Source organism: Actinomycetota bacterium (assembly GCA_013152275.1).
Lineage (GTDB): Bacteria > Actinomycetota > Acidimicrobiia > Spongiisociales > UBA4744 > BMS3Bbin01.
This window is the reverse complement of the sequence record JAADGS010000028.1, coordinates 1-18,320: the sequence shown is the minus strand read 5'-3', so window position 1 is coordinate 18,320 and position 18,320 is coordinate 1. Positions and strand designations below refer to the sequence as shown.

Below are 18,320 nucleotides of genomic sequence, written 5' to 3'. Positions count from 1 at the left end.
CGATGCCTGTGTGAGACTGACGGCCATGACAACTTCGACCGAACTCGGTGCAGTACTCGACGTCGTGCGCAGCTTCATCGATCGGGAGGTCGTTCCGATCGAATCCGAGTTCCTTGCAGGAGGCTTTGCCGGCGTCTCTCCGAAACTGCGGGAACTCCGTCGCCAAGTGAAGGAGATGGGTCTGTGGGTTCCTCATCTGCCGGAGCAGGTCGGCGGTCCGGGCCTGTCGCTCGTCGAGTTCGCACAGGTGAGCGAGCAACTCGGCCGGACGCCACTCGGGCATTTCGTATTCAACGCCCAGGCTCCCGATGTCGGAAACATGGAGCTGCTGCTGGGGCATGGAAGCGCGGCACAGAAGCAGCAATGGCTGTACCCGTTGATCGACGGAGAGATCCGGTCGTGCTTCTCGATGACGGAACCGGGCCGTGCGGGATCGAATCCCACGTGGCTGGCGACGACAGCGACGAGAGACGGGGACGACTACGTGATCAATGGTGACAAGTGGTTCACGTCTTCGGCCGAGGGGGCCGCGTTCACGATCGTGATGGCCGTGACGAACCCGCAGGCGTCTGAACGCCATCGGAGGGCGAGCATGATCATCGTGCCCACCGATACTCCCGGGTTCGAACTGGTGCGCAAGACATCGGTGATGGGGGAGACCGGATCGGGATGGGCGAGTCACGCTGAGGTGGCGTTCACCGATTGCAGGGTGCCCGTGGAGAATCGGATCGGCCCCGAAGGCTCGGGATTCATTTTGGCACAGGAGCGCCTCGGGCCCGGGCGCATCCACCATTGCATGCGATGGATCGGTGTCTGCGAGCGGGCCATCGAGATCATGTGCCGGCACGCGGTCGATCGGGAACTTGCCCCGGGCAGGCCGCTCGCGTCACGCCAGGTCGTCCAGCACTGGATCGCGGACAGCAGGGTGGAGGTGAACGCATCCCGACTGCTGGTGCTCGATGCGGCGGCGAAGATCGAACGGGAGGGGATCCGTGGAGCTCGCACCGAGGTTTCGGCGATCAAGTTCTACGTCGCCAACACGCTCGGCAGGGTTCTCGACAAGGCCCTGCAGATGCTCGGCGGGATGGGTATGACCGACTACACGCCGATCGCCTACTGGTATCGACATGAGCGGGCCGCTCGCATCTACGACGGTGTCGACGAGGTGCACCGCAACGTCGTTGCCCGCACGGAACTGGCGAAGTACGGGTATCGGGATCGATGAAGGCGCAGGAGGCGCGTCCCGTACGTGCCGGAGAAGAGATCGACGTCGATTCGTTGCAGCACTGGCTGGCTTCTCGGCTCCCCGAACTGGGCGGACCGATCGAGGTGTCCCAGTTCCCGTCGGGTCACTCGAACCTGACGTACCTGCTCGGCATCGGGGATCGCGAACTGGTCCTGCGTCGTCCTCCGCTGGGAGCGCACGTCAAGTCCGGTCATGACATGAGCCGTGAGTACCGAATCCTCACCCATCTGCAACCGGTCTGGCCGAAAGTGCCGGAGCCGATCGCCTTCTGCGAGGACCCTTCGATCCTCGGAGTGCCCTTCTATCTGATGGAGCGGGTGGACGGCGTCATCCTTCGTGGTGGGACTCCGCCCCCGGACGCTTCGACGATGGGCCGTGTCTGCGATGCGTTTGTGGAGACGTTCGTACAGATCCACGGCATCGATGTCGTCGGAGCGGGGCTCGAGACACTTGGTCATCCCGACGGTTACGTCGAACGTCAGGTCGATGGCTGGTCTCGCCGCTGGCATGATGCGATGATCGAACCTGTGGCGTCGATCGACCGGACGATCTCGTGGCTCGCGAAGAACCGGCCGGTCGAGACGGGTACCGCGCTCATTCACAACGATTTCAAACTCGACAACCTGGTTCTCGATCCTGACGATCTGGGCCGGGTGCGCGCGGTGCTCGATTGGGAGATGGCAACGCTCGGCGATCCACTCATGGATCTGGGTTCCAGTCTCGCGTATTGGGCCGAGCCGGGCGATCCTCGCGCGCTGATGGACATCGCGGGAGGGCCGACGGCGGCGCCGGGGAGCCGCACTCGTGTCGAGATCGCGCAACGCTACGCCGGGCTCACGGGTATCGATATCGACGACCTGGTGTTCTACTACGTGTTCGGGCTGTTCAAGCTGGCGGTGATCGCCCAGCAGATCTACTACCGGTACCACCAAGGGTTCACGCACGACGAGCGGTTCGCCTCGTTCGGGGCGGGGGCGCGCATGCTCGGTGACGTCGCGCAGCAGGCGATTGTCAGCGGGGAGATCTCGCGAAGTTGATCAGCGCGTGCAGCGCCGGTCGGGGGTTGCATCGGCGGTCGATGAGACCGTGACGGCGGTAGTAGCCACGGTCGTGATCCATGAAGCCGTCGAGGAACATCGGGATGTCGGGATGCCGTAGACGTGCGGCCGACGCTTCAATGGCCCGATGCGCGATCTGCTCATCGTCGTCGAACACATCGGCCTCGCCGCCGCGAGGCATCTCGATGATCATCGATGCTCCGATGCCGATCGCTCGAGCGGACCGGATCGCCAGGGAGGCGGCTTTCTCGACGGGGTGACCGGGCGCGACCCGGTAGACGAACTCCTCGAACAACTCTGCGGCCCCTGCGTCCACGGAACGGGAAAGGAGATCGTCGGCCCGCGGATCGAACCCGTGTGTGACGAAGTGTTGGATACCGCCTGATCCGATGGGGACGATGGGGGCGAGGGCCCTGGGAACCGGAGATCGGCCGAGGTTCGAGAGCACGGGTTCGATCCGGTCCGGTTGGATGATGATCTCCCAGCGGACGACGGCAGGTGTGCTCTCGTCGATGGCGCTCACGATCGCAGCGTCGGGTGGTCCCACCGAGAAGACGGTGAAACGCAACCCCAGCCGGCCGAGATCGGTGAGGCGTCGACGCCGATCGGCGGACATGATGTCCTCCGCCGGAACACGAACATCGGTGATCCTCGACTCCTGGAGGGCGAGCAGGGGGTAGTCGTTGCGGACCATCTTTCGCACGAACGGGTCGAGCCCATCGGTCGGCAAACCGACCGTGGCCATCCAGTCGTGGCGGAGCGTGACCCCGACCGGACAGGTCCAGTCCGACGCCGCCGACGTTTCGGCCGGTACCGGAAGGCGATCGGTCGTTGTGCATCCGTAGGTGCGAACCGGCCGGACGACGTGTCCGTCCGAGGTGACGTCGACGATGAAGAATCCCAGCTTCGCGCGATCGTCGCGTCCTGCTTCTGCCTCGGGTGGGATCGCCGCCAGTTCCGAGTAGTCCGGTCGCACGAAGCCCGTAGACGGGAGAGCGTAGAAGTCGCAGCGGTGACGGTTGTACAGGAAGTTGTGGACATGCCCGGAGAACCATGCTTCGACGGAGTGCCGTTCGACAAGGTCGATGAGCCAGGATCTTGCCGGCTCTGCAAGATTGTCGTAGTTCTCGGCCTCGTTTCGGTCGCGGATGAACGGCGGATAGTGACTGAACAGGAAGATACGCCGTCCCGCCGCTGCGGCAAGGTCGTTCTCTATCCAGCGGCGCTGCCGACGCTCTCTCTCGAGCCCCGAGTTGAGGATGGGAGTGTCGATGAGCACGAAGTGGCAGCCGTCGTGGTCGAACGACCTGTAGGCAGGCCCCCAGTGCCGTTCGAAAACGTCGTAGGCGGCGTCGTCTACCGGCGGCACCGCGACCTGCGGATTCGGCTTGTCCCCGACATCGTGGTTGCCGGGCAGGTGATGCAGGGGAACCTCGATGCCCTGGTAGAGATCGGCGGCGAGGCGCACCGCGGCTTCGTGCCCGGCTTCGACCGGAAGAGGATGGACGATATCTCCGAGGTGGATGACGAACGAAGGCCCGAGTCGATTGATCAGATCGACAACGAATCGGTTGCGCTCCAGCATGGCGCCGTCGGAGGGGTACCCGCCGCCGTCGTGTCGACGGATGTGCGAGTCGGCGATGACGGCGAATCGGAACGTCGACGGGGGAGCGCTCAACGCGCGTTCTCGTCCTTCATGATCGGACCCTGATATCGCGCCACGCGCCCCCCGGAGCGCGCCACGAGAAGCAACGGGCAGGTCCACGGTCGGGAGTCCATGATGTCCACTGCACGAACCAGCGCCTCTCGGGAGATGATCTCGGGCCCCTTCACCGCGATCAGTGTGGAACGGTCGACGCCGTGGAGGACCTGATCCCCATGCACCCGCTTTATGGCTTCGGTGGCAGCCACGTAGGCCGCGAGTGCGTCGACCTGCTGAGATGCAAACTGTTCGAGCATGTCGTCGATTCTCTCGACCATCGCACTGTCCGGGAACGGTTCGTCCACGAACACGAGGGTGTCGATATCGGGCGACAGCTGCTCCAGGCGTTGCAGGAGTGTGGGTGCGTGCACTTGGAGCGTAGGTCCGGCGAAGCGGCCGCCCATGACGGCAAAGACGACGACGTGCTCCCGATCGCCCCACAATCCGAGTTGGCGGGAGCCGAAGGGGCGGAGCATGTGTGGGCTTGTGACAGGTGGAAATCGCATGGAGCCAACTAGTGTAGAGCGTGTTTCGTCGGATACCTCTCTGCTAGTGCCGGATGCACGCACATGACGACTGCCGCCATTCTCCTTGCCGGAGGGTCGGGTTCCAGGGCAAGGATCGACATCAACAAGGTGTATCTGCCCATTCGGGGTCGTCCGATGCTGGCCTATTCGCTCGACACGATGGGCCGCTCCGACGCGGTGGATGTCATCGTCCTCGTGATTCGCGAGGTGGATCGTGAACAGGCGGAACTACTCGTGCAACAGAACGAGGCGGGAACACCGACGATGATCGTGGAGGGAGGCCCAACTCGCCAGGCGAGTGAATACGAGGGTCTTGCGGCTCTGGCGGATCGGATCGAATCGGGCGAGATCGATTGTGTCGTCATCCATGACGGGGCGAGGCCGTTCATGTCCACCAAGCTCCTCGAACTCGTCATCGCACGTGCACGTCGCGACGGCGGGGCGATTCCGGGCTACGTCCCCGAAGAGCCCCTCTATCAGACGAAGGACGGGATTATCGTGTCCCTCGCCGAGGGAGATCTTCGGAAGGTGCAAACACCCCAGGGTTTCCACGCGCTGCCGCTCCTTCACGCCTATCGGCGGGCAGAGAGGGCCGGATTCGAGGGTGTCGACACCGCGGAGACCGTCGAGCGTTTCAGCGATCTTCCCATTCGCTACGTTCCGGGCGATCCCCGGAACATCAAGGTCACGTTCGTCGAGGATATCTTCGTCGCCGAGGACCTTGCCTACGACTGGCACGGCGGAAGCTGGAATACCGACGGCTGAGCAATTGTGATACCATGTCACAGTTGTGATTTCTGAGTCGATAAGTCGTCGCGGTCGTCTCGCCGAGGCCGCGGAGCGCTACTACATAGAGGGCTGGTCGCAGGACCGAATCGCCCACCATCTGGGCACGAGTCGATCCAACGTGTCCCGGTTGCTCGATGCCGCGCGTCGCGAAGGTGTGATCCGGTTCGTGATAGATCATCCACTGCGACGTCACGGAGCCTTGGAGCAGGAGCTCGTTGAACGCTTCGGGATACGTGAGGCGATAGTGCTGGTTGCTGGTGGCGACACGCTCGCTTCGGTGGGGCATCTTGCCGCCGAGTGGCTCGTGGGACACGTCGGCGATGGCGATCGGGTCGCCATCGGTTGGGGGCGCAGCGTCGAGGCGACCGTCCGCAACGTTGCGGTGGAGGAGCCTCGGGACATCGAGGTTGTGCAAGTCGGTGGGGATCTGACCATGGCACCGGCCGCGTCGGGCCACGAACTCGTTCGGATGCTGGCCGAGGCGTTGGGTGGCCGCCATCGCTTCTTGCACGCACCCGCCCTCGTCGAGGACGAGGCGGTCGCCGAGGAGCTCCTTTCCGACCCCAGGATACGAACCGAGCTCGAGTTCGCCCGCTCCGCAAGTATCGCGCTGGTCGGTATCGGCATACCTGGAGAAGGTTTCGCGGAACGAGCCATCGCGGCCGGCTATCAGGGGTCGATGAAACCGGAGGCGGTGATCTGCGCCCGGCTCATCGATCAGGGTGGAGAGGAGCTCCAGGGACCGCTCAGCCGTCGGGTCGTCGCGTTGAGTCTCGATCAGCTGCGGGCGATTCCCTGTGTCGTCGGTGTCGCCGCCGGAGTGGCAAAGGGCCAGGCGATCGCCGCGTCCTTGACCGGTGGGCTTCTCGATGTCCTCGTATGTGATCAATCGGCTGCGGCAGCGGCACTCCACGGTGAGGCGGCCCGCAGGTATGTGAGGGAATGAGTATGGCAAGAATGGATCCAACCGATGCCGCCCAGGCGGCCGATGTACTCAAGGGAATGTGGTCGATACGCATCTTCGAAGAAGCGGTCGAAGAGCTCTTCTCGAGAGGGCTCTTGCACGGCACGATGCATCTCACGATCGGCCAGGAGGCCGTGGCGGTGGGGGTCTGTGACGCTCTCGACGAGGGTGACTTCATCACCTCGACACACCGAGGTCATGGCCACGCCCTCGCCCACGGGGCAGACCCCGAGCGGATGCTGGCCGAACTCCTGATGAAAGATACGGGATACTGCCGGGGCCGAGGCGGATCGATGCACATCGCGGATGTGGACAGCGGAAACCTCGGCGCCAACGGAATCGTCGCCGGATCGATGACCATCGCCACGGGTGCAGCTCTCTCGCAGCGATTGCAGGAGACCGGAAAGGTCGTCGCCTGTTTCTTCGGAGACGGTGCCGCGAACGAAGGTGCGTTCCACGAGGCGCTCAATCTTGCATCGATCTGGTCACTTCCCGTCGTGTTCGCCTGCGAGAACAATCAGTACGGGATGTCCATGGCCCAGGAGAAGTCGACGGCCGGAGGGTCGGTGGCGAACCGCGCATCCGCCTACGGCATGCCTGGCGTCCAGGTGGACGGCAACGACGTGGTCGCGGTGTTCGAACACTCGAAAGAGGCCGTGGAGCGTGCCCGATCGGGCGAAGGGCCGAGTCTGTTGGAATTCGTCACCTACCGCTACAGGGGCCACTCGAAGTCGGATCGCAATCTCTACAGGACACAGCAGGAGATCGACGAATGGCGCACCACGAAAGATCCGCTCATGCTCTATGAGCAGCGTCTTCGCTCACTCGCCTGGCTCGGAGACGGGGACATCGCCGCCGTACAGGCGGCGGCTCGTGAGCGAATACGAGCGGCGGTGGCGGCTGCCTACAAGGCACCACCCGCGCTCGTAGACGACTTGGAGGGAGCCACGTATGCCTGAGACGAGTTCGTACGCGAAGGCCGTCGGAGCAGCGCTCCGGCTGCTGCTGACGGAGGACCCCCGAGTATTCCTCGCCGGTGAAGACATCGGCATCTACGGCGGGGCATTCGGCATCACCGACGGACTCGTCCAGGAGTTCGGGGAGGACCGAGTTCGGGATACACCGATCTCCGAGGAGGTCATCGTCGGACTGGGGGTCGGCGCCGCCATCACCGGGCTGAGACCCGTGGTGGAAGTGCAGTTCTTCGATTTCATCGTGAACGCAATGGATCCCCTCGTGAATCAGGCGGCGAAGCTGCACTTCATGTACGGAGGACACGTCGATGTCCCGATGGTCGTGCGAGCGGCCGGGGGTGGCGGGACCGGAGCCGCTCAACACAGCCAGAGTCTCGAGGCCTGGTTCGCGCATGTGCCGGGGCTGAAGGTCGTGCTGCCCGCCACTCCGCAAGACGCACACGACCTGTTGCTGGCATCGGTGTTGGATCCGAATCCGGTGGTGTTCGTCGAGCACAAGCTCCTGTACAAGACCGAAGGTCCTTTCGAATCGAGAGCCCGTATTGCCGACACGCCCGCGCGAATCGGCGAAGCCAAGGTCGTTCGTCATGGCACCGATCTGACGATCGCCGCGTATTCGATCATGACGGTCAAGGCGCTGGAGGCGGCGAAGAGACTTGCCGATGCGGGCATCGACGCGGAAGTCGTCGATCTGCGGACGGTGCGGCCACTCGACATCGAAACCGTCCGTGGGTCGGTGAGGAAGACGGGGAGACTCCTCGTCGGCCACGAGGCGCCGACCGCAGTGGGCGTCGGTGCCGAAGTCGTTGCAGGAGTGGTCGAATCCGACGCGCTCGACTACCTCCTCGCTCCGGTACGGCGTGTGTGCGGAAGAGACAATCCGATGCCGTATGCCAAGGAGCTGGAACGGGCAACGATTCCTCAGGTAGATGATATCGAGCGGTCTGCCAAGGAGCTGATGAACGCATGACCGGCGAGAACATCCTCGAGATTCGCCTGCCTGCCATGACCGCGACGATGGAACAGGCGACCATCCTCGAGTGGTTCGTCGCACCCGGTGATCACGTGTCGGAAGGTCGGCCGATCGCCGACGTGGCGACGGACAAGGTCGACATGGAGCTGGTGTCCCCGTACGAAGGCACGGTGGTCGAGTTGCTGGTCGAGCCCGGCACGGTGGTTCCGCTGGGCGCCACCATCGCCACGATTGCGTCCGAGACCGGCGACCTGCTCGCCGGATTGGAGCTGACCGAGCGCGAGCCGTCACCACCTGCGTCCGCAGAGGCTTCACACGGCATCGTGCCGGCAGCGCCACCGGCGCGACTACTCGCCCGCCGGCTGGGTGTCGATCTGGCCGAGGTCGAGCCCACGGGGGCACGTGGTCAAGTGACTTCGGCCGACGTGGAGGCGTTCGTTCGGCGACGCGAGGCTCGCCCTGGAGAGCATGCCGATCGTGTCCCTGAGCAGACTCCTGCTCCGTCCCAGAGTTCGGCGATGCCGGTCGATACCGCGAGGAAGCTCTCGGTGCGTCGAGCCACCGCCGAGATCATGGGCAGGTCCGCGGCGATCCCTCAGTTCACGCTGTACCGAACGATCGTTCTCGATCGCGCCGCAGCGCACAAAGGCGGTCGCAGTTGGACGACCGAACTCGTGAGGGCGCTCGCCGGCGCGCTGCGAGAGCATCCCGAGGTGAACAGCCGGTGGGACGACCGGCAGCGAGAACCCGTGCCGTTCGACACGGTTCGGATCGGAGTGGCGATCGACCGACCGAACGTGGGACTGATCGTCGCAGCGGTATCGGATCCCGACCTCGTCGATCCGGACGAGGCAGATCGTATCGTGCGCTCGACTCTCGAGCGGGCCCGGATCGGTTCGCCCAGCCAGGAAGACATGGCGCAGCCTTCGATCACCCTCTCGAACCTCGGCGGTCTCGGGGTCGATGTATTCGCCGCTCTGGTCTTCCCACCGCAGGCTGCGATCCTGTCGGTGGGGAGCATTCGGATGCGGCCGGTGGCAACGGCGGATGGTGGAGTGAAGGCGGCGCTCACCTGTGAGGTCGGACTCACGGTGGACCATAGGGTGGCCGACGGAGCCGACGGGGCGAGGTTCCTCGAGACGTTCGCTCGACATCTCGAAGGCTGATCCTTCAGTCAGGTCAAGATGTCTCTCACCTCTGCGGTCGAGGATGCCCGAAGGCAGCGGTCGGCGACCTTTCTGGCAGCGTCCGTGGACCATGACCTGATGCGATCCTTCACGATGCTGATCGATGGTGGGTTCATGGACCACTCGTCGATGCCGAGACCCAGCAGTACCGGGACCGCCAGGGGATCTCCTGCCATCTCTCCACACATTCCAACCCACTTTCCGTGCGTGTGGGCGGCTTCGACGACCATCTGGATCAGGCGCAGAACTGCGGGATGGAGCGGGTCGCCGATGGTCGCGACCGTTGGGTTCGTCCGATCGACCGCCAATGTGTATTGGGTCAGATCATTCGTTCCGATCGAGAAGAAATCCAGCCGTGGTGCAAGTGCACCGGCGATGAGTGCCGCCGAAGGTACTTCGATCATGATTCCGACTTCGAAGGAGGCCGTCCGCTCCGCACCGCGGCCGTCGAGCGTGGCCGCTGCCGTGTCGACTGCTGCTCGTGCCGCTTCGACTTCGGCCAGGGTGGCCACCATCGGGAACATGATCTTGAGATTGCCGTGGACTCCGGCGCGCAGGAGGGCTCGAAGTTGTGTCTGGAAGAGGTCGGGCTCTGCCAGGGTCAGGCGGATCCCGCGTCTGCCGAGAAACGGGTTCAGCTCGTTCTCGAGATCGATGCCGGGCACCTGCTTGTCGCCGCCCACGTCGAGAGTCCTCACCACGACGGGACGGTCGCCAAAGATCTCGAGAATCGACCGATAGGCCTCGTATTGCTCATCTTCGGTGGGGAGGGTTCCCCGATCGAGGAACAGGAACTCTGTTCGAAGCAGCCCCACACCCTCGGCTCCCGACCGCTCGGCGCGTTCGGCGTCTGTGACGCTACCGATATTGGCCACGACCTCCTGGCGATGCCCATCCGTGGTGACCGCCGGTTCTGAGGCGCGTTCGGCAGCGACCGTGAGGAGTCGGACTTGTTGTCCACGCTTCTTGCGCAGAGCGGCGAGTTGTTCCGGGTCGGGGTCGATGTAGAGAAGACCGGCATCACCATCCACCCCGACCGTCGTACCGGTGGAAACGTCGAGGTTCGTGAGCCCGACGATCGCCGGGATCCCCATCGACCGGGCCAGAATCGCCGCATGGGAGGTGGCGCTCCCTTCCTTGGTGCAGAAAGCCAACGCCGTTCCCTCCGGAAGTGACATGGTGTCCGACGGTGTCAGATCGTCGGCGATGACAACCGACGGCACGGTGACTTCCGACAATCCTCCGGCGCCCAGCCCCATCAGCTCGCGCACGAGTTGCTGTCCGATGTCTCGCACGTCGATCGCCCGCTGGGCAAAGTAGTCGTCACCGATGGAGGCGAACTCGTCGGCAAGTGCTCCCGTGACCGCGACCACTGCAGCCTCGGCGGTGGCCGCCTCGGTGGCGATCATGTCGGCCGCCTTGGCAGAGATCGCCGGGTCTGCCAAGAACATTCGATGCACCTCGAATATCTCGGCGGCAGTGTCTCCGGCCTGGCCGGCGGTGATTGCCTCGAGCTCACCGAGGCGCCGATCGACGGCTGCGATTGCGGCGAGCAGACGCGCCTGCTCTGCGGGGATGTCGTCGACGGGGCCTTCTGGAATCTCGGGCATCTCCGGTCGATATACGAACGCCGGTCCGATGGCGATACCACCGGCCGCCGGGACACCGTGCATGATGCGGTTCATTCTCCGAAGTTACTTTCGATGAGTCCTTTGAGTGATTGCAGAGCCGCCTCTTCGTCGGGTCCGTCCGCCTGGATGCGAACCTCATGGTCCTTCGCTATCGCGATCTTGAACACGGCGATGATGCTCTTTGCATCAACCGGGTCACTCCCACGAGTGAGATTCGTGAGCGTGATGGAGCTGTCGAATCCTTGGGCGGTCTTGACAAATATCGCAGCCGGACGTGCGTGCAGTCCGACTTCATGTCTCACGGTGACCGTCGTCTCAACCATCTGTTCAACTCCTGTCGGTCATATGCACGGTGATCGTGGCCAGAATCTCGGCGGCTTCGAGCCGTGTGACCGCATCGTCCAGATCGCGCCCGGCGGCCACTACGCCAATCCCTCGGATCACGGTGACACCTTCTGGAAAGGGTCCTGTCGCCACACCCAATCGGATGGAACCTGCAGCTTCGCTCATGGAATCCACGACAGCGTCCGGCACACGACCACTCTCGGCGAGGGTCAGCAACATGGGCGGCACTCCCCATGCTGCCGCCTCGTGGGATGCAAGGGCAGTCACCAGCGGCTCAGAATCATTGATCGGAACCGTGTCCAGTGCTCGATTGTCGATGCAGCCAAGGTCGGTACCAACCGCGGTTCGCGTGGCCGACTTGGCGGATCGACGGACGGCGAGCGCTCCCAGCGTCGGGGGAGCCAATCCGGCTGCCAGGAGACGTTCACCGGCGCGACGAATCTCCGCGACCAGGTCACGTTCCGAGGGGGCGGCGTAGAGGAGGTCGTTACGGATACGATCGACGCGCCGCGGTTGCATCTGGACGGCGCGATCGACCGAGCGGCGCATGATTCGCCGGAGTAGCCCTCCCATGGGCTTCAGTGCTCGGCCGTTTCGAGATCCTGGAGCCTTCTCAGGTTGACGACGGTGAGCGACTCGTCCAGCGCGACATCGTCATAGGTGAGGGTTTCGCCCATTTCGATATCTCGCAGAACTTTCGATCCCGGTGCCAAACCCAGAGGGAGAAGGTGCTGCCGGCGTGCGGTATCGGCGCGTTCTATCAGTCCGTAGACGGTGAAGCCGCCGAGACCATCGATGGTTTCACCGGCTTCCAGAGGCCTCTTGGCCACCGTGATGGCCTCGGCCGTTGGAGGAGCATCGGTAGCGAGAGTCGTTTCGCCCATGATTGCAGCTCGGGCGATCCACACGGGTGTCTCCAGGCTCGTCAGATGGTATGGGCGATAGAGCGCCCAGTACGGTCCAGGACCCATCGACAGGTATTGAAGATCACGTATCAGTTTTGGATGGTCCGTCGTGAATGTCACGAACACGCCGGGGGCGATCCCCAGGCCGAAGTCGACCACCCCTTCGTGTGACTCGATGCCTCCGGCCTCTCGAGGAACGTACGTTTGGGCCAGCGTGTCTTGTGTCACATGGGGTCCGTGCATTCCCCGTACGTCGGGTATGAATTGGATGCCGTTGGCCAGCGATGTCATCTCCACCATCGTCTTGGTGCCGTCGACGAAGGAGGCGAGCATCTTCGGATTCATCTTGCGGTCCCGTGCCGTCTCGGCCATGGAATCGGGGTTCGCCGTGCGGTCGAGCGGATTGTTCTTTCCTTTGCCGGCGGCGACGACCTTGAATCCGAGACTGGTGGCGAAGTCGTAGAGCTCCATCGTGGCGCCCGGCTCATCACCTCCGGTCAGCGTGTAGACGATGCCGGCAGCATTGGCCATCTTGCGAAGAATGTAGCCGACGGTGGCATCGGTCTCGACATTCATCTGCATGACGTGCTTGCCCGCCAGAATCGCGTGATAGGCGACACGGGCGCCGACATCTGGGATTCCTGTCGCTTCGACGACCACATCCAGCGGCTCGGTCGTTGCGGCGAGGTGGGTTCTGGTGGTGGCAACACGCTTGCCGGCACGCACGGCATCTGCAGCCTTGTCGGGATCCTCGGTCTCGATGATGTCTGCTCCGTCCACACCGGCGGAAAGGAAGACTTCCGTGGCACGGCCGGGTACGACGTCGGCCACGACGACCACACGCATGCCGTAGATGGTCTCCATCTGACTGACCAGGCCTTCACCCATCTGGCCGGCGCCTGCAAGACCGATGCGCACGATCTCCCCGCGCTCGTCGCGCGACTTCAGTAGCGGTAACAGCATCAATGCTCTCCTTTGAGAATTCGCACAACGGTGCCTGGCGTTACGTTCGGTGCCGGAACTTCGGGGACGCTCACGTCTCCGGGGAGTTCGGGCTCGGTGCGCCCGTTGAACTTGACGACGAGATGTCCCAGGGCGGCCAGGTTCTCGTTTGCGACGTCTCCCACACAGAGCACCGGGTACGGCTCTGTGCCAATCTGGAGGATGTCACCGGCCTCGACCGGGGCATGCAGCGTGTCGTGATCGATGAGAATGGCGAACTCGTGGAGTTCTTCAGGCGCCTCTTCGCCGAAGAACACCAGGATGCCTTCTGCGGCGAACGCGTCAGCCATTTCCCCTACGCTGATCACGGCGGCTTCGTATTTGACGGTGGTCATGGCATTAGTCACCCAACCCGGCCGTAGGCCAGGCCCATCGAGAGTGGGATGGGATCCGGTGGTCGACCGGATCCCATCGTGTCGGACGTTCCTCAGTCCTCGATCAAGGAGATGTCATCGACAGAAACCCCCGAGACGAAGTTCTCCTCGGTGATGAACCGCGCCAACGGACCCGAGGGACTCGCCCCGTGCACGTCGACGGTCAGCACACCTTTCATGGGGTAGACACCGATGCGAGCCGTTCCACCGCAGTCGATGACAGCGACTGCAATCTCGTTGAAGCCCGCTTTCGACTTGAAGCCGTCGAATGGTCTCCCGCCGGTGAGGTCTGCGATGCGCTGCGCGACTGGGTGGATTCCTCCTCCGGTCACGGAGTAGATCAGATCCCTTCCCGGCTCGGGCTGGATGACCAGTCCTGTGCCCCATCCTTTCATACCGCGTCCGACGTGCACCTTCCGATACCCTCCGGGAGGAGGCGAAGGCTGCGCAGGCTCGGCGGAGACCTCGACGGTCTCGCCGGCCTCGTCTGGAGCGGACTCTGCGTCCGCGGCCGGTATCTCTTCGGCCTCGGGTCGAGTCGCATCCTCCGTTGTTTCAGCAGCTTCTTTGGGGGACTTCTTGAGCCGTTTCAGAAAACCCATTCGGACAACGCCTCCTCTCTCGATCAGGCGTACATTCCGATACTGGCTGCCCACCCGATCACCACGGCTATCGGGCCCGTGATCATCCGGGAGAACAGCACTGCCGGTACCCCGATCTCTACCGTCTCTGGTTCTGCTTCTCCGAGCGCGAGACCCACCGGGATGAAGTCACACCCAACCTGGGGATTGATGGCCCACAAGGCCGTCAGCGCCATGGTTGGCGAGATGTTCCCTCGGCCGATCTCAACACCGATAAGTGTACCGATGATCTGCGCTATGACTGCTCCAGGTCCCAGCAGCGGTGAAAGCAGCGGAAAACCGATGATCACCGAAAGGATGAGGAGTCCAATCACGTTGCTGGCCAAGCCTTTGAGGCCGTTGGCCAGCCAGTCTCCGACGCCTGTTGCGAGGATGATGCCGATGACGAAGGCGATGAATGCCATGAACGGAATCACGGTCTTCAACACGATGTCTACGGCATCACGTCCTGCCTGAAACAGGGCTCCGACCACCAAGCCGGTTCCCTTGCCAAGTCGAGTCAAGAAATCTTGCATATTCAATCCTCCTCGATCAGGCGGCTGGGATCAGGCCGCTGCGCTTCCACAGGAAGGCAGTGATCCGCTCGGTTACGATTCCCCGGATCTGAATGACCAGGAGTCCGGTGAGCAAGTAGCGGACGGCAAGGTCCGTGACATTCAACCCAAGGGCCTCGATGCCGGTCGCAATGCCGAGCCAAACGAAGAGCTCTCCCGGGTTGATGTGCGGGAAGATCCCCAGCGGGGGATGCACATACGACACCGCAGCGTCATAGAACGCCGGCTTGTACTTCTCCGGGAGGAACTGGCCGTTGGTGTATGCCATCGGGTTCGTAAGGAAGAACACCGAGAGCACGGGCCAGACCACATACCTGATCGGGTAGTAGATGATCCCCTCGCGAGCTGCCCATTCACCGAACTTGTTCACGCGTTCCGGCCCGATGAGCGCAATCAACGCGTTCACGCCGGTAAGCAGCACGATGAGCAGTGGGACGATTCCGACCAGCAGACCGGAGAAGACATCGGCACCTTGCTTGAAGACACCGATGAAAGCTTCAGCCCAACTTGCTAGTAATTGCATTGTCTCTCCTCTCAGACTGACAGCGTCTGTTTACTTTCGGTCCGCTGCGATAACCGGTCTCACGTGCGCGCTATGTCATTCAGCCATCCTCCTCGGATCCGTCCACCCTCGATTCCATCGATCTGGAGCGCTTGTCTCTTGCCCTCTGCAGAAAGCCGGCCGCCTGTTCGAATGCTCTCCAGGTCTTTTCGCTCACTCCGGCAGGGGGAGTTCCGATGCCAAGATCATCGAGCCGGAGGCCGATGACGTTTGAAACGGGCTTCAAACCGGCGAAGATGGTGAAACCGGCGAGGCGTTCTGAAGCAATGACTACGTCGGACTGATCGATGACCACGACGACATAGGTCTTGCGTTTCCAATTCGAGCCTGCCATGCCGATGGACATGGCGCTTCCGAGGCGGCGTAGAGACAGTGCACGTGAATGGAATCGATGCATTTGCCAAGTGGAGAGACCGAGCTGGATGAGCCAGGCAACCACGAGAACGACGAGTAGGGCGATCGTCTTGGATTCGAACATCAAGCCACCTCGCTGACACTCTTGTTTGCGTCGATATGGAGGATCGCCTCGGCAGCGGTGGAATCGGTAACGAGGCCGTTGAGATACCCCCCTCTGAGTACCGCGAGGATCGCAGTCGCCTTCCCTTTCCCGGCAGCGACCCCCATGACAAACGGTATGGACGTGAGGTCTTCCAGCGGCATGGCCACGACTCGCCGGTTCTGAGGCAGATCGGCAGGGCGTCCCTGATCATCGAACAAGAACCCCAACAGATCTCCCACGATGCCGCGTTCTTGCAGCTCGGTGATCGTCGCCTGGTCGAAGTATCCGGCACGGACAATACCCGGAATCTGACCGACTGATCCGATACCCGTGATGGCCACGTCACTTCTTCGGGCAAGGTCCAATGTGTGGCTGATCGCCCGCTGAGAGAGGAGTGATTGGGCGGTTTCCTCCTGGTCCACGAGAAGAGGAGTCGCCAGGAAGTGATAGTCACCATTCAGCTTCTCGGCAAGCAGCCTGACGATGCCGGAACCGTCGATGGCCGGGTCGCCTTGGCCGATAGAGCCCATCATCTGCACGGCCGAGACTCCCCGAAGTTGTATCTCCGGCATCGCTCTCACGACATGGAAAAGGGAGGCTCCCCAACCGACGGAAATACGCATGTCGGAGTGGAGATGACCTTGCAGAGACCGTGCGGCCAGACGGCCTACGCGAGCGAGAAGTGTTTCGTACACAAGACCACGGTTATCGAGTACTCGAGCTTCCATCAACCCGAAACGTTCCACGAGTCGCTCTTCCAGATCTGGACATGAGCGCAACGGGAACTTGACCCGGATTTGAACCAATCCGGCATCCCGGGCCTCATGCAACAGACGGGAGACCATCGACCGCGACTTTCCGATGCGAAGAGCGATCTCGCGCTGGTCGAGATTCTCTTCGTAATACCAGACGACAATCTGGCCCAACAACTCGAGCCGTTCCTCGCTCGCAGGCATGAATACCCTCCCAGATACCCGCAGTCAGCGTGAGTAGATCACTTGCAGAGACTGTATGCCTGTACTCACGGGCGCGTCAACGGGTGCATGCACATATGTGCATTGATTATGCACCTATGTGCCGTGTCGCAGTCAGCTGGACAGTTTCGACCTCGGTGACCGGGCCCAAGCTCAACAAGGCAAGATAGTGGTGTGTTACGAGTGATTGGCGTGGTGGAGATGTCGGACGGAACACCTGCCGGTCGACAAGGAGCGGTGACCGGCCATCGTCACGGTGGGTCGGTGGTATCGGGTCGTCGCCGGAGATTCCCATCGATGCGGCGATGGACAACGAGAACATGGCCATGGGTCTGCATATCGCTCGGGCAAGGGTGGGGATCGGTACGCCGCCAAGAAGATCGCGTTCGCCCGGCAGCGTGATCGAGGGAGGAGCCTAGAAGTCCGGAAGACTCCCGTCGGCGACCATCGCCTCGAACCTCTTGCGAATAGGGCCGTCGATGAGTTCGGGGTGACTGAAGATCCAGAAGCGCCCCTGCCGTACGCCGTCCAGCACGATGCGACCGACCTCGTCGGGATCCATGCCTCCTCCGAGCAGCCCGGCCTGTGCCTGTTCGGCTGCCGTCAGTTCGTCGAGCGATGGTTCGTACCCGGTCCTGCGGGCGTTGCTCATCATGTTCTCCACGATGTGTGTCGCCACCGAAGCGGGACACGATACCGACACTCCGATCGGCGAACCGGCCTCACGTAGCTCGCGTGCGAGGGTCTCCATCACGGCGATGACGCCCGACTTGGCAACGTTGTACGTCACTACCGGGGGAAACGCGACGAGGCCGCTCAGCGAGGACGTGGCATTGATGTGTCCTTCGCCCTGAGCTTCCATGATCGGCAAGAACGCATGGATCCCGTTGATCACACCGAACAGATTGACGCTCAGCACGCGCTCCCAGTCGTCGGCCGTCACGTCCATCACAGACTTCGGAAGTGGCCCGCCTGCGTTGTTGCACAGCAGGTGGACCGCTCCATATCGTTCCATGGCAGTGGTCGCCAGGGCATCTACCGACGGCCGGTCCGTGACATCGGTCGGTACGCCAAGCACGGCAGCCCCTGCGCTCTCGAGTCCGTCGACGGCATCCATGAGCCGATTCACGTCGATGTCGGCAAGCACGAGCCGCATGTCGGAGTCGGCGAAAGCGCGTGCCATGCCCAGTCCGATGCCCCCAGCCGCACCCGTGATCACCGCCACTTTCCCGGCTACATCGTGCATCGTGTCCCTTTTAGGAGGAGCCTACCTCGAACAGTATCGGGATCCTGGGGCGGGTGACGGCGGTCAGGGCGGCGCACCGCTGGTGGTGTAGGTGTGGCCGAGTTTGGTGGTCCAGTGGTGGTCGCCGTCGGGGAGGGGCTGGTAGGTCCATCCGGCGTCGTGTCGGA

At 62.8% G+C, this 18,320-nt stretch carries 20 protein-coding genes; 7 read left to right on the top strand and 13 right to left on the bottom strand.

Features of this window, described 5'->3' with window-relative positions:
- Window positions 1-25 precede the first annotated feature (25 nt).
- Window positions 26-1,225, top strand: a complete 1,200-nt coding sequence (locus GXP34_04875; protein ID NOY55303.1) for an acyl-CoA dehydrogenase — start codon at window positions 26-28, stop codon at window positions 1,223-1,225.
- Complete coding sequence (locus GXP34_04870; protein ID NOY55302.1) at window positions 1,222-2,283, top strand: phosphotransferase family protein; 1,062 nt, start codon at window positions 1,222-1,224, stop codon at window positions 2,281-2,283. The genes GXP34_04875 and GXP34_04870 overlap by 4 nt, the downstream gene beginning before the upstream one ends.
- On the opposite strand, the gene GXP34_04865 is transcribed toward GXP34_04870, so the two are convergent.
- Window positions 2,258-3,982, bottom strand: a complete 1,725-nt coding sequence (locus GXP34_04865) for a hypothetical protein (protein ID NOY55301.1) — start codon at window positions 3,980-3,982, stop codon at window positions 2,258-2,260. The genes GXP34_04870 and GXP34_04865 overlap by 26 nt on opposite strands.
- Window positions 3,979-4,512, bottom strand: coding sequence for a hypothetical protein (locus GXP34_04860; GenBank protein ID NOY55300.1), 534 nt, complete (start codon window positions 4,510-4,512; stop codon window positions 3,979-3,981). Before GXP34_04860 ends, GXP34_04865 begins: the two co-directional genes overlap by 4 nt.
- 63 nt (window positions 4,513-4,575) lie before the next feature.
- Here GXP34_04860 and GXP34_04855 point away from each other — a divergent pair, with 63 nt between their 5' ends.
- From GXP34_04855 to GXP34_04835, 5 genes are read left to right on the top strand one after another with little or no spacing between them, the layout of a single operon-like run.
- On the top strand, window positions 4,576-5,298 hold the full coding sequence (locus GXP34_04855) for a 2-C-methyl-D-erythritol 4-phosphate cytidylyltransferase (GenBank protein ID NOY55299.1): 723 nt from the start codon (window positions 4,576-4,578) through the stop codon (window positions 5,296-5,298).
- Between the two features lie 25 nt (window positions 5,299-5,323).
- Window positions 5,324-6,268: a sugar-binding transcriptional regulator gene (locus GXP34_04850; protein NOY55298.1), complete on the top strand. Its 945-nt coding sequence runs from the start codon at window positions 5,324-5,326 to the stop codon at window positions 6,266-6,268.
- Window positions 6,265-7,245 carry a thiamine pyrophosphate-dependent dehydrogenase E1 component subunit alpha gene (locus GXP34_04845; protein NOY55297.1) on the top strand — a complete coding sequence of 327 codons (981 nt, stop codon included), beginning with the start codon at window positions 6,265-6,267 and terminating at the stop codon, window positions 7,243-7,245. Before GXP34_04850 ends, GXP34_04845 begins: the two co-directional genes overlap by 4 nt.
- Window positions 7,238-8,230 (top strand): alpha-ketoacid dehydrogenase subunit beta, encoded by a 993-nt coding sequence (locus GXP34_04840; GenBank protein NOY55296.1) that lies wholly within the window; start codon window positions 7,238-7,240, stop codon window positions 8,228-8,230. Before GXP34_04845 ends, GXP34_04840 begins: the two co-directional genes overlap by 8 nt.
- Window positions 8,227-9,399, top strand: a complete 1,173-nt coding sequence (locus GXP34_04835; protein ID NOY55295.1) for a 2-oxo acid dehydrogenase subunit E2 — start codon at window positions 8,227-8,229, stop codon at window positions 9,397-9,399. Before GXP34_04840 ends, GXP34_04835 begins: the two co-directional genes overlap by 4 nt.
- A gap of 8 nt (window positions 9,400-9,407) precedes the next feature.
- On the opposite strand, the gene ptsP is transcribed toward GXP34_04835, so the two are convergent.
- The 11 genes from ptsP to GXP34_04780 form a co-directional block, all read right to left on the bottom strand.
- Window positions 9,408-11,105: a phosphoenolpyruvate--protein phosphotransferase gene (ptsP, locus tag GXP34_04830; protein ID NOY55294.1), complete on the bottom strand. Its 1,698-nt coding sequence runs from the start codon at window positions 11,103-11,105 to the stop codon at window positions 9,408-9,410.
- Window positions 11,102-11,374, bottom strand: a complete 273-nt coding sequence (locus tag GXP34_04825) for an HPr family phosphocarrier protein (GenBank protein NOY55293.1) — start codon at window positions 11,372-11,374, stop codon at window positions 11,102-11,104. The genes ptsP and GXP34_04825 overlap by 4 nt, the downstream gene beginning before the upstream one ends.
- Before the next feature lie 4 nt (window positions 11,375-11,378).
- Window positions 11,379-11,945, bottom strand: a complete 567-nt coding sequence (locus tag GXP34_04820) for a hypothetical protein (protein ID NOY55292.1) — start codon at window positions 11,943-11,945, stop codon at window positions 11,379-11,381.
- 29 nt (window positions 11,946-11,974) lie between these two features.
- Complete coding sequence (locus tag GXP34_04815) at window positions 11,975-13,264, bottom strand: NAD(P)-dependent oxidoreductase (GenBank protein NOY55291.1); 1,290 nt, start codon at window positions 13,262-13,264, stop codon at window positions 11,975-11,977.
- Window positions 13,264-13,638, bottom strand: a complete 375-nt coding sequence (locus GXP34_04810) for a PTS glucitol/sorbitol transporter subunit IIA (protein NOY55290.1) — start codon at window positions 13,636-13,638, stop codon at window positions 13,264-13,266. The genes GXP34_04815 and GXP34_04810 overlap by 1 nt, the downstream gene beginning before the upstream one ends.
- Window positions 13,639-13,730: 92 nt before the next feature.
- Entirely contained in the window at window positions 13,731-14,279 is a 549-nt protein-coding gene (locus GXP34_04805) for a hypothetical protein (GenBank protein ID NOY55289.1), read from the bottom strand.
- A gap of 23 nt (window positions 14,280-14,302) precedes the next feature.
- Window positions 14,303-14,833 carry a PTS glucitol/sorbitol transporter subunit IIB gene (locus GXP34_04800; GenBank protein NOY55288.1) on the bottom strand — a complete coding sequence of 177 codons (531 nt, stop codon included), beginning with the start codon at window positions 14,831-14,833 and terminating at the stop codon, window positions 14,303-14,305.
- Between the two features lie 16 nt (window positions 14,834-14,849).
- Window positions 14,850-15,395, bottom strand: coding sequence for a PTS sorbitol transporter subunit IIC (locus tag GXP34_04795; GenBank protein NOY55287.1), 546 nt, complete (start codon window positions 15,393-15,395; stop codon window positions 14,850-14,852).
- A 79-nt stretch (window positions 15,396-15,474) separates the two neighbouring features.
- Entirely contained in the window at window positions 15,475-15,912 is a 438-nt protein-coding gene (locus GXP34_04790) for a hypothetical protein (GenBank protein ID NOY55286.1), read from the bottom strand.
- Window positions 15,912-16,889, bottom strand: coding sequence for a sugar-binding transcriptional regulator (locus GXP34_04785; GenBank protein ID NOY55285.1), 978 nt, complete (start codon window positions 16,887-16,889; stop codon window positions 15,912-15,914). The genes GXP34_04790 and GXP34_04785 overlap by 1 nt, the downstream gene beginning before the upstream one ends.
- 433 nt (window positions 16,890-17,322) lie before the next feature.
- Window positions 17,323-18,153 carry an SDR family NAD(P)-dependent oxidoreductase gene (locus tag GXP34_04780; GenBank protein ID NOY55284.1) on the bottom strand — a complete coding sequence of 277 codons (831 nt, stop codon included), beginning with the start codon at window positions 18,151-18,153 and terminating at the stop codon, window positions 17,323-17,325.
- Window positions 18,154-18,320 lie beyond the last annotated feature (167 nt).

Excerpts from the sequence above, each read along its gene's own strand:
- GXP34_04820 (NOY55292.1), bottom strand. The coding sequence starts at position 11,945 with ATGCGCCGCTCGGTCGATCGCGCCGTCCAGATGCAACCGCGGCGCGTC.
- GXP34_04870 (NOY55302.1), top strand. The coding sequence starts at position 1,222 with ATGAAGGCGCAGGAGGCGCGTCCCGTACGTGCCGGAGAAGAGATCGAC.
- GXP34_04810 (NOY55290.1), bottom strand. The coding sequence starts at position 13,638 with ATGACCACCGTCAAATACGAAGCCGCCGTGATCAGCGTAGGGGAAATG.
- GXP34_04855 (NOY55299.1), top strand. The coding sequence starts at position 4,576 with ATGACGACTGCCGCCATTCTCCTTGCCGGAGGGTCGGGTTCCAGGGCA.
- ptsP (NOY55294.1), bottom strand. The coding sequence starts at position 11,105 with ATGAACCGCATCATGCACGGTGTCCCGGCGGCCGGTGGTATCGCCATC.
- GXP34_04785 (NOY55285.1), bottom strand. The coding sequence starts at position 16,889 with ATGCCTGCGAGCGAGGAACGGCTCGAGTTGTTGGGCCAGATTGTCGTC.
- GXP34_04825 (NOY55293.1), bottom strand. The coding sequence starts at position 11,374 with ATGGTTGAGACGACGGTCACCGTGAGACATGAAGTCGGACTGCACGCA.
- GXP34_04860 (NOY55300.1), bottom strand. The coding sequence starts at position 4,512 with ATGCGATTTCCACCTGTCACAAGCCCACACATGCTCCGCCCCTTCGGC.
- GXP34_04790 (NOY55286.1), bottom strand. The coding sequence starts at position 15,912 with ATGTTCGAATCCAAGACGATCGCCCTACTCGTCGTTCTCGTGGTTGCC.
- GXP34_04835 (NOY55295.1), top strand. The coding sequence starts at position 8,227 with ATGACCGGCGAGAACATCCTCGAGATTCGCCTGCCTGCCATGACCGCG.
- GXP34_04815 (NOY55291.1), bottom strand. The coding sequence starts at position 13,264 with ATGCTGTTACCGCTACTGAAGTCGCGCGACGAGCGCGGGGAGATCGTG.
- GXP34_04795 (NOY55287.1), bottom strand. The coding sequence starts at position 15,395 with ATGCAATTACTAGCAAGTTGGGCTGAAGCTTTCATCGGTGTCTTCAAG.
- GXP34_04800 (NOY55288.1), bottom strand. The coding sequence starts at position 14,833 with ATGCAAGATTTCTTGACTCGACTTGGCAAGGGAACCGGCTTGGTGGTC.
- GXP34_04845 (NOY55297.1), top strand. The coding sequence starts at position 6,265 with ATGAGTATGGCAAGAATGGATCCAACCGATGCCGCCCAGGCGGCCGAT.
- GXP34_04840 (NOY55296.1), top strand. The coding sequence starts at position 7,238 with ATGCCTGAGACGAGTTCGTACGCGAAGGCCGTCGGAGCAGCGCTCCGG.
- GXP34_04875 (NOY55303.1), top strand. The coding sequence starts at position 26 with ATGACAACTTCGACCGAACTCGGTGCAGTACTCGACGTCGTGCGCAGC.
- GXP34_04780 (NOY55284.1), bottom strand. The coding sequence starts at position 18,153 with ATGCACGATGTAGCCGGGAAAGTGGCGGTGATCACGGGTGCGGCTGGG.
- GXP34_04805 (NOY55289.1), bottom strand. The coding sequence starts at position 14,279 with ATGGGTTTTCTGAAACGGCTCAAGAAGTCCCCCAAAGAAGCTGCTGAA.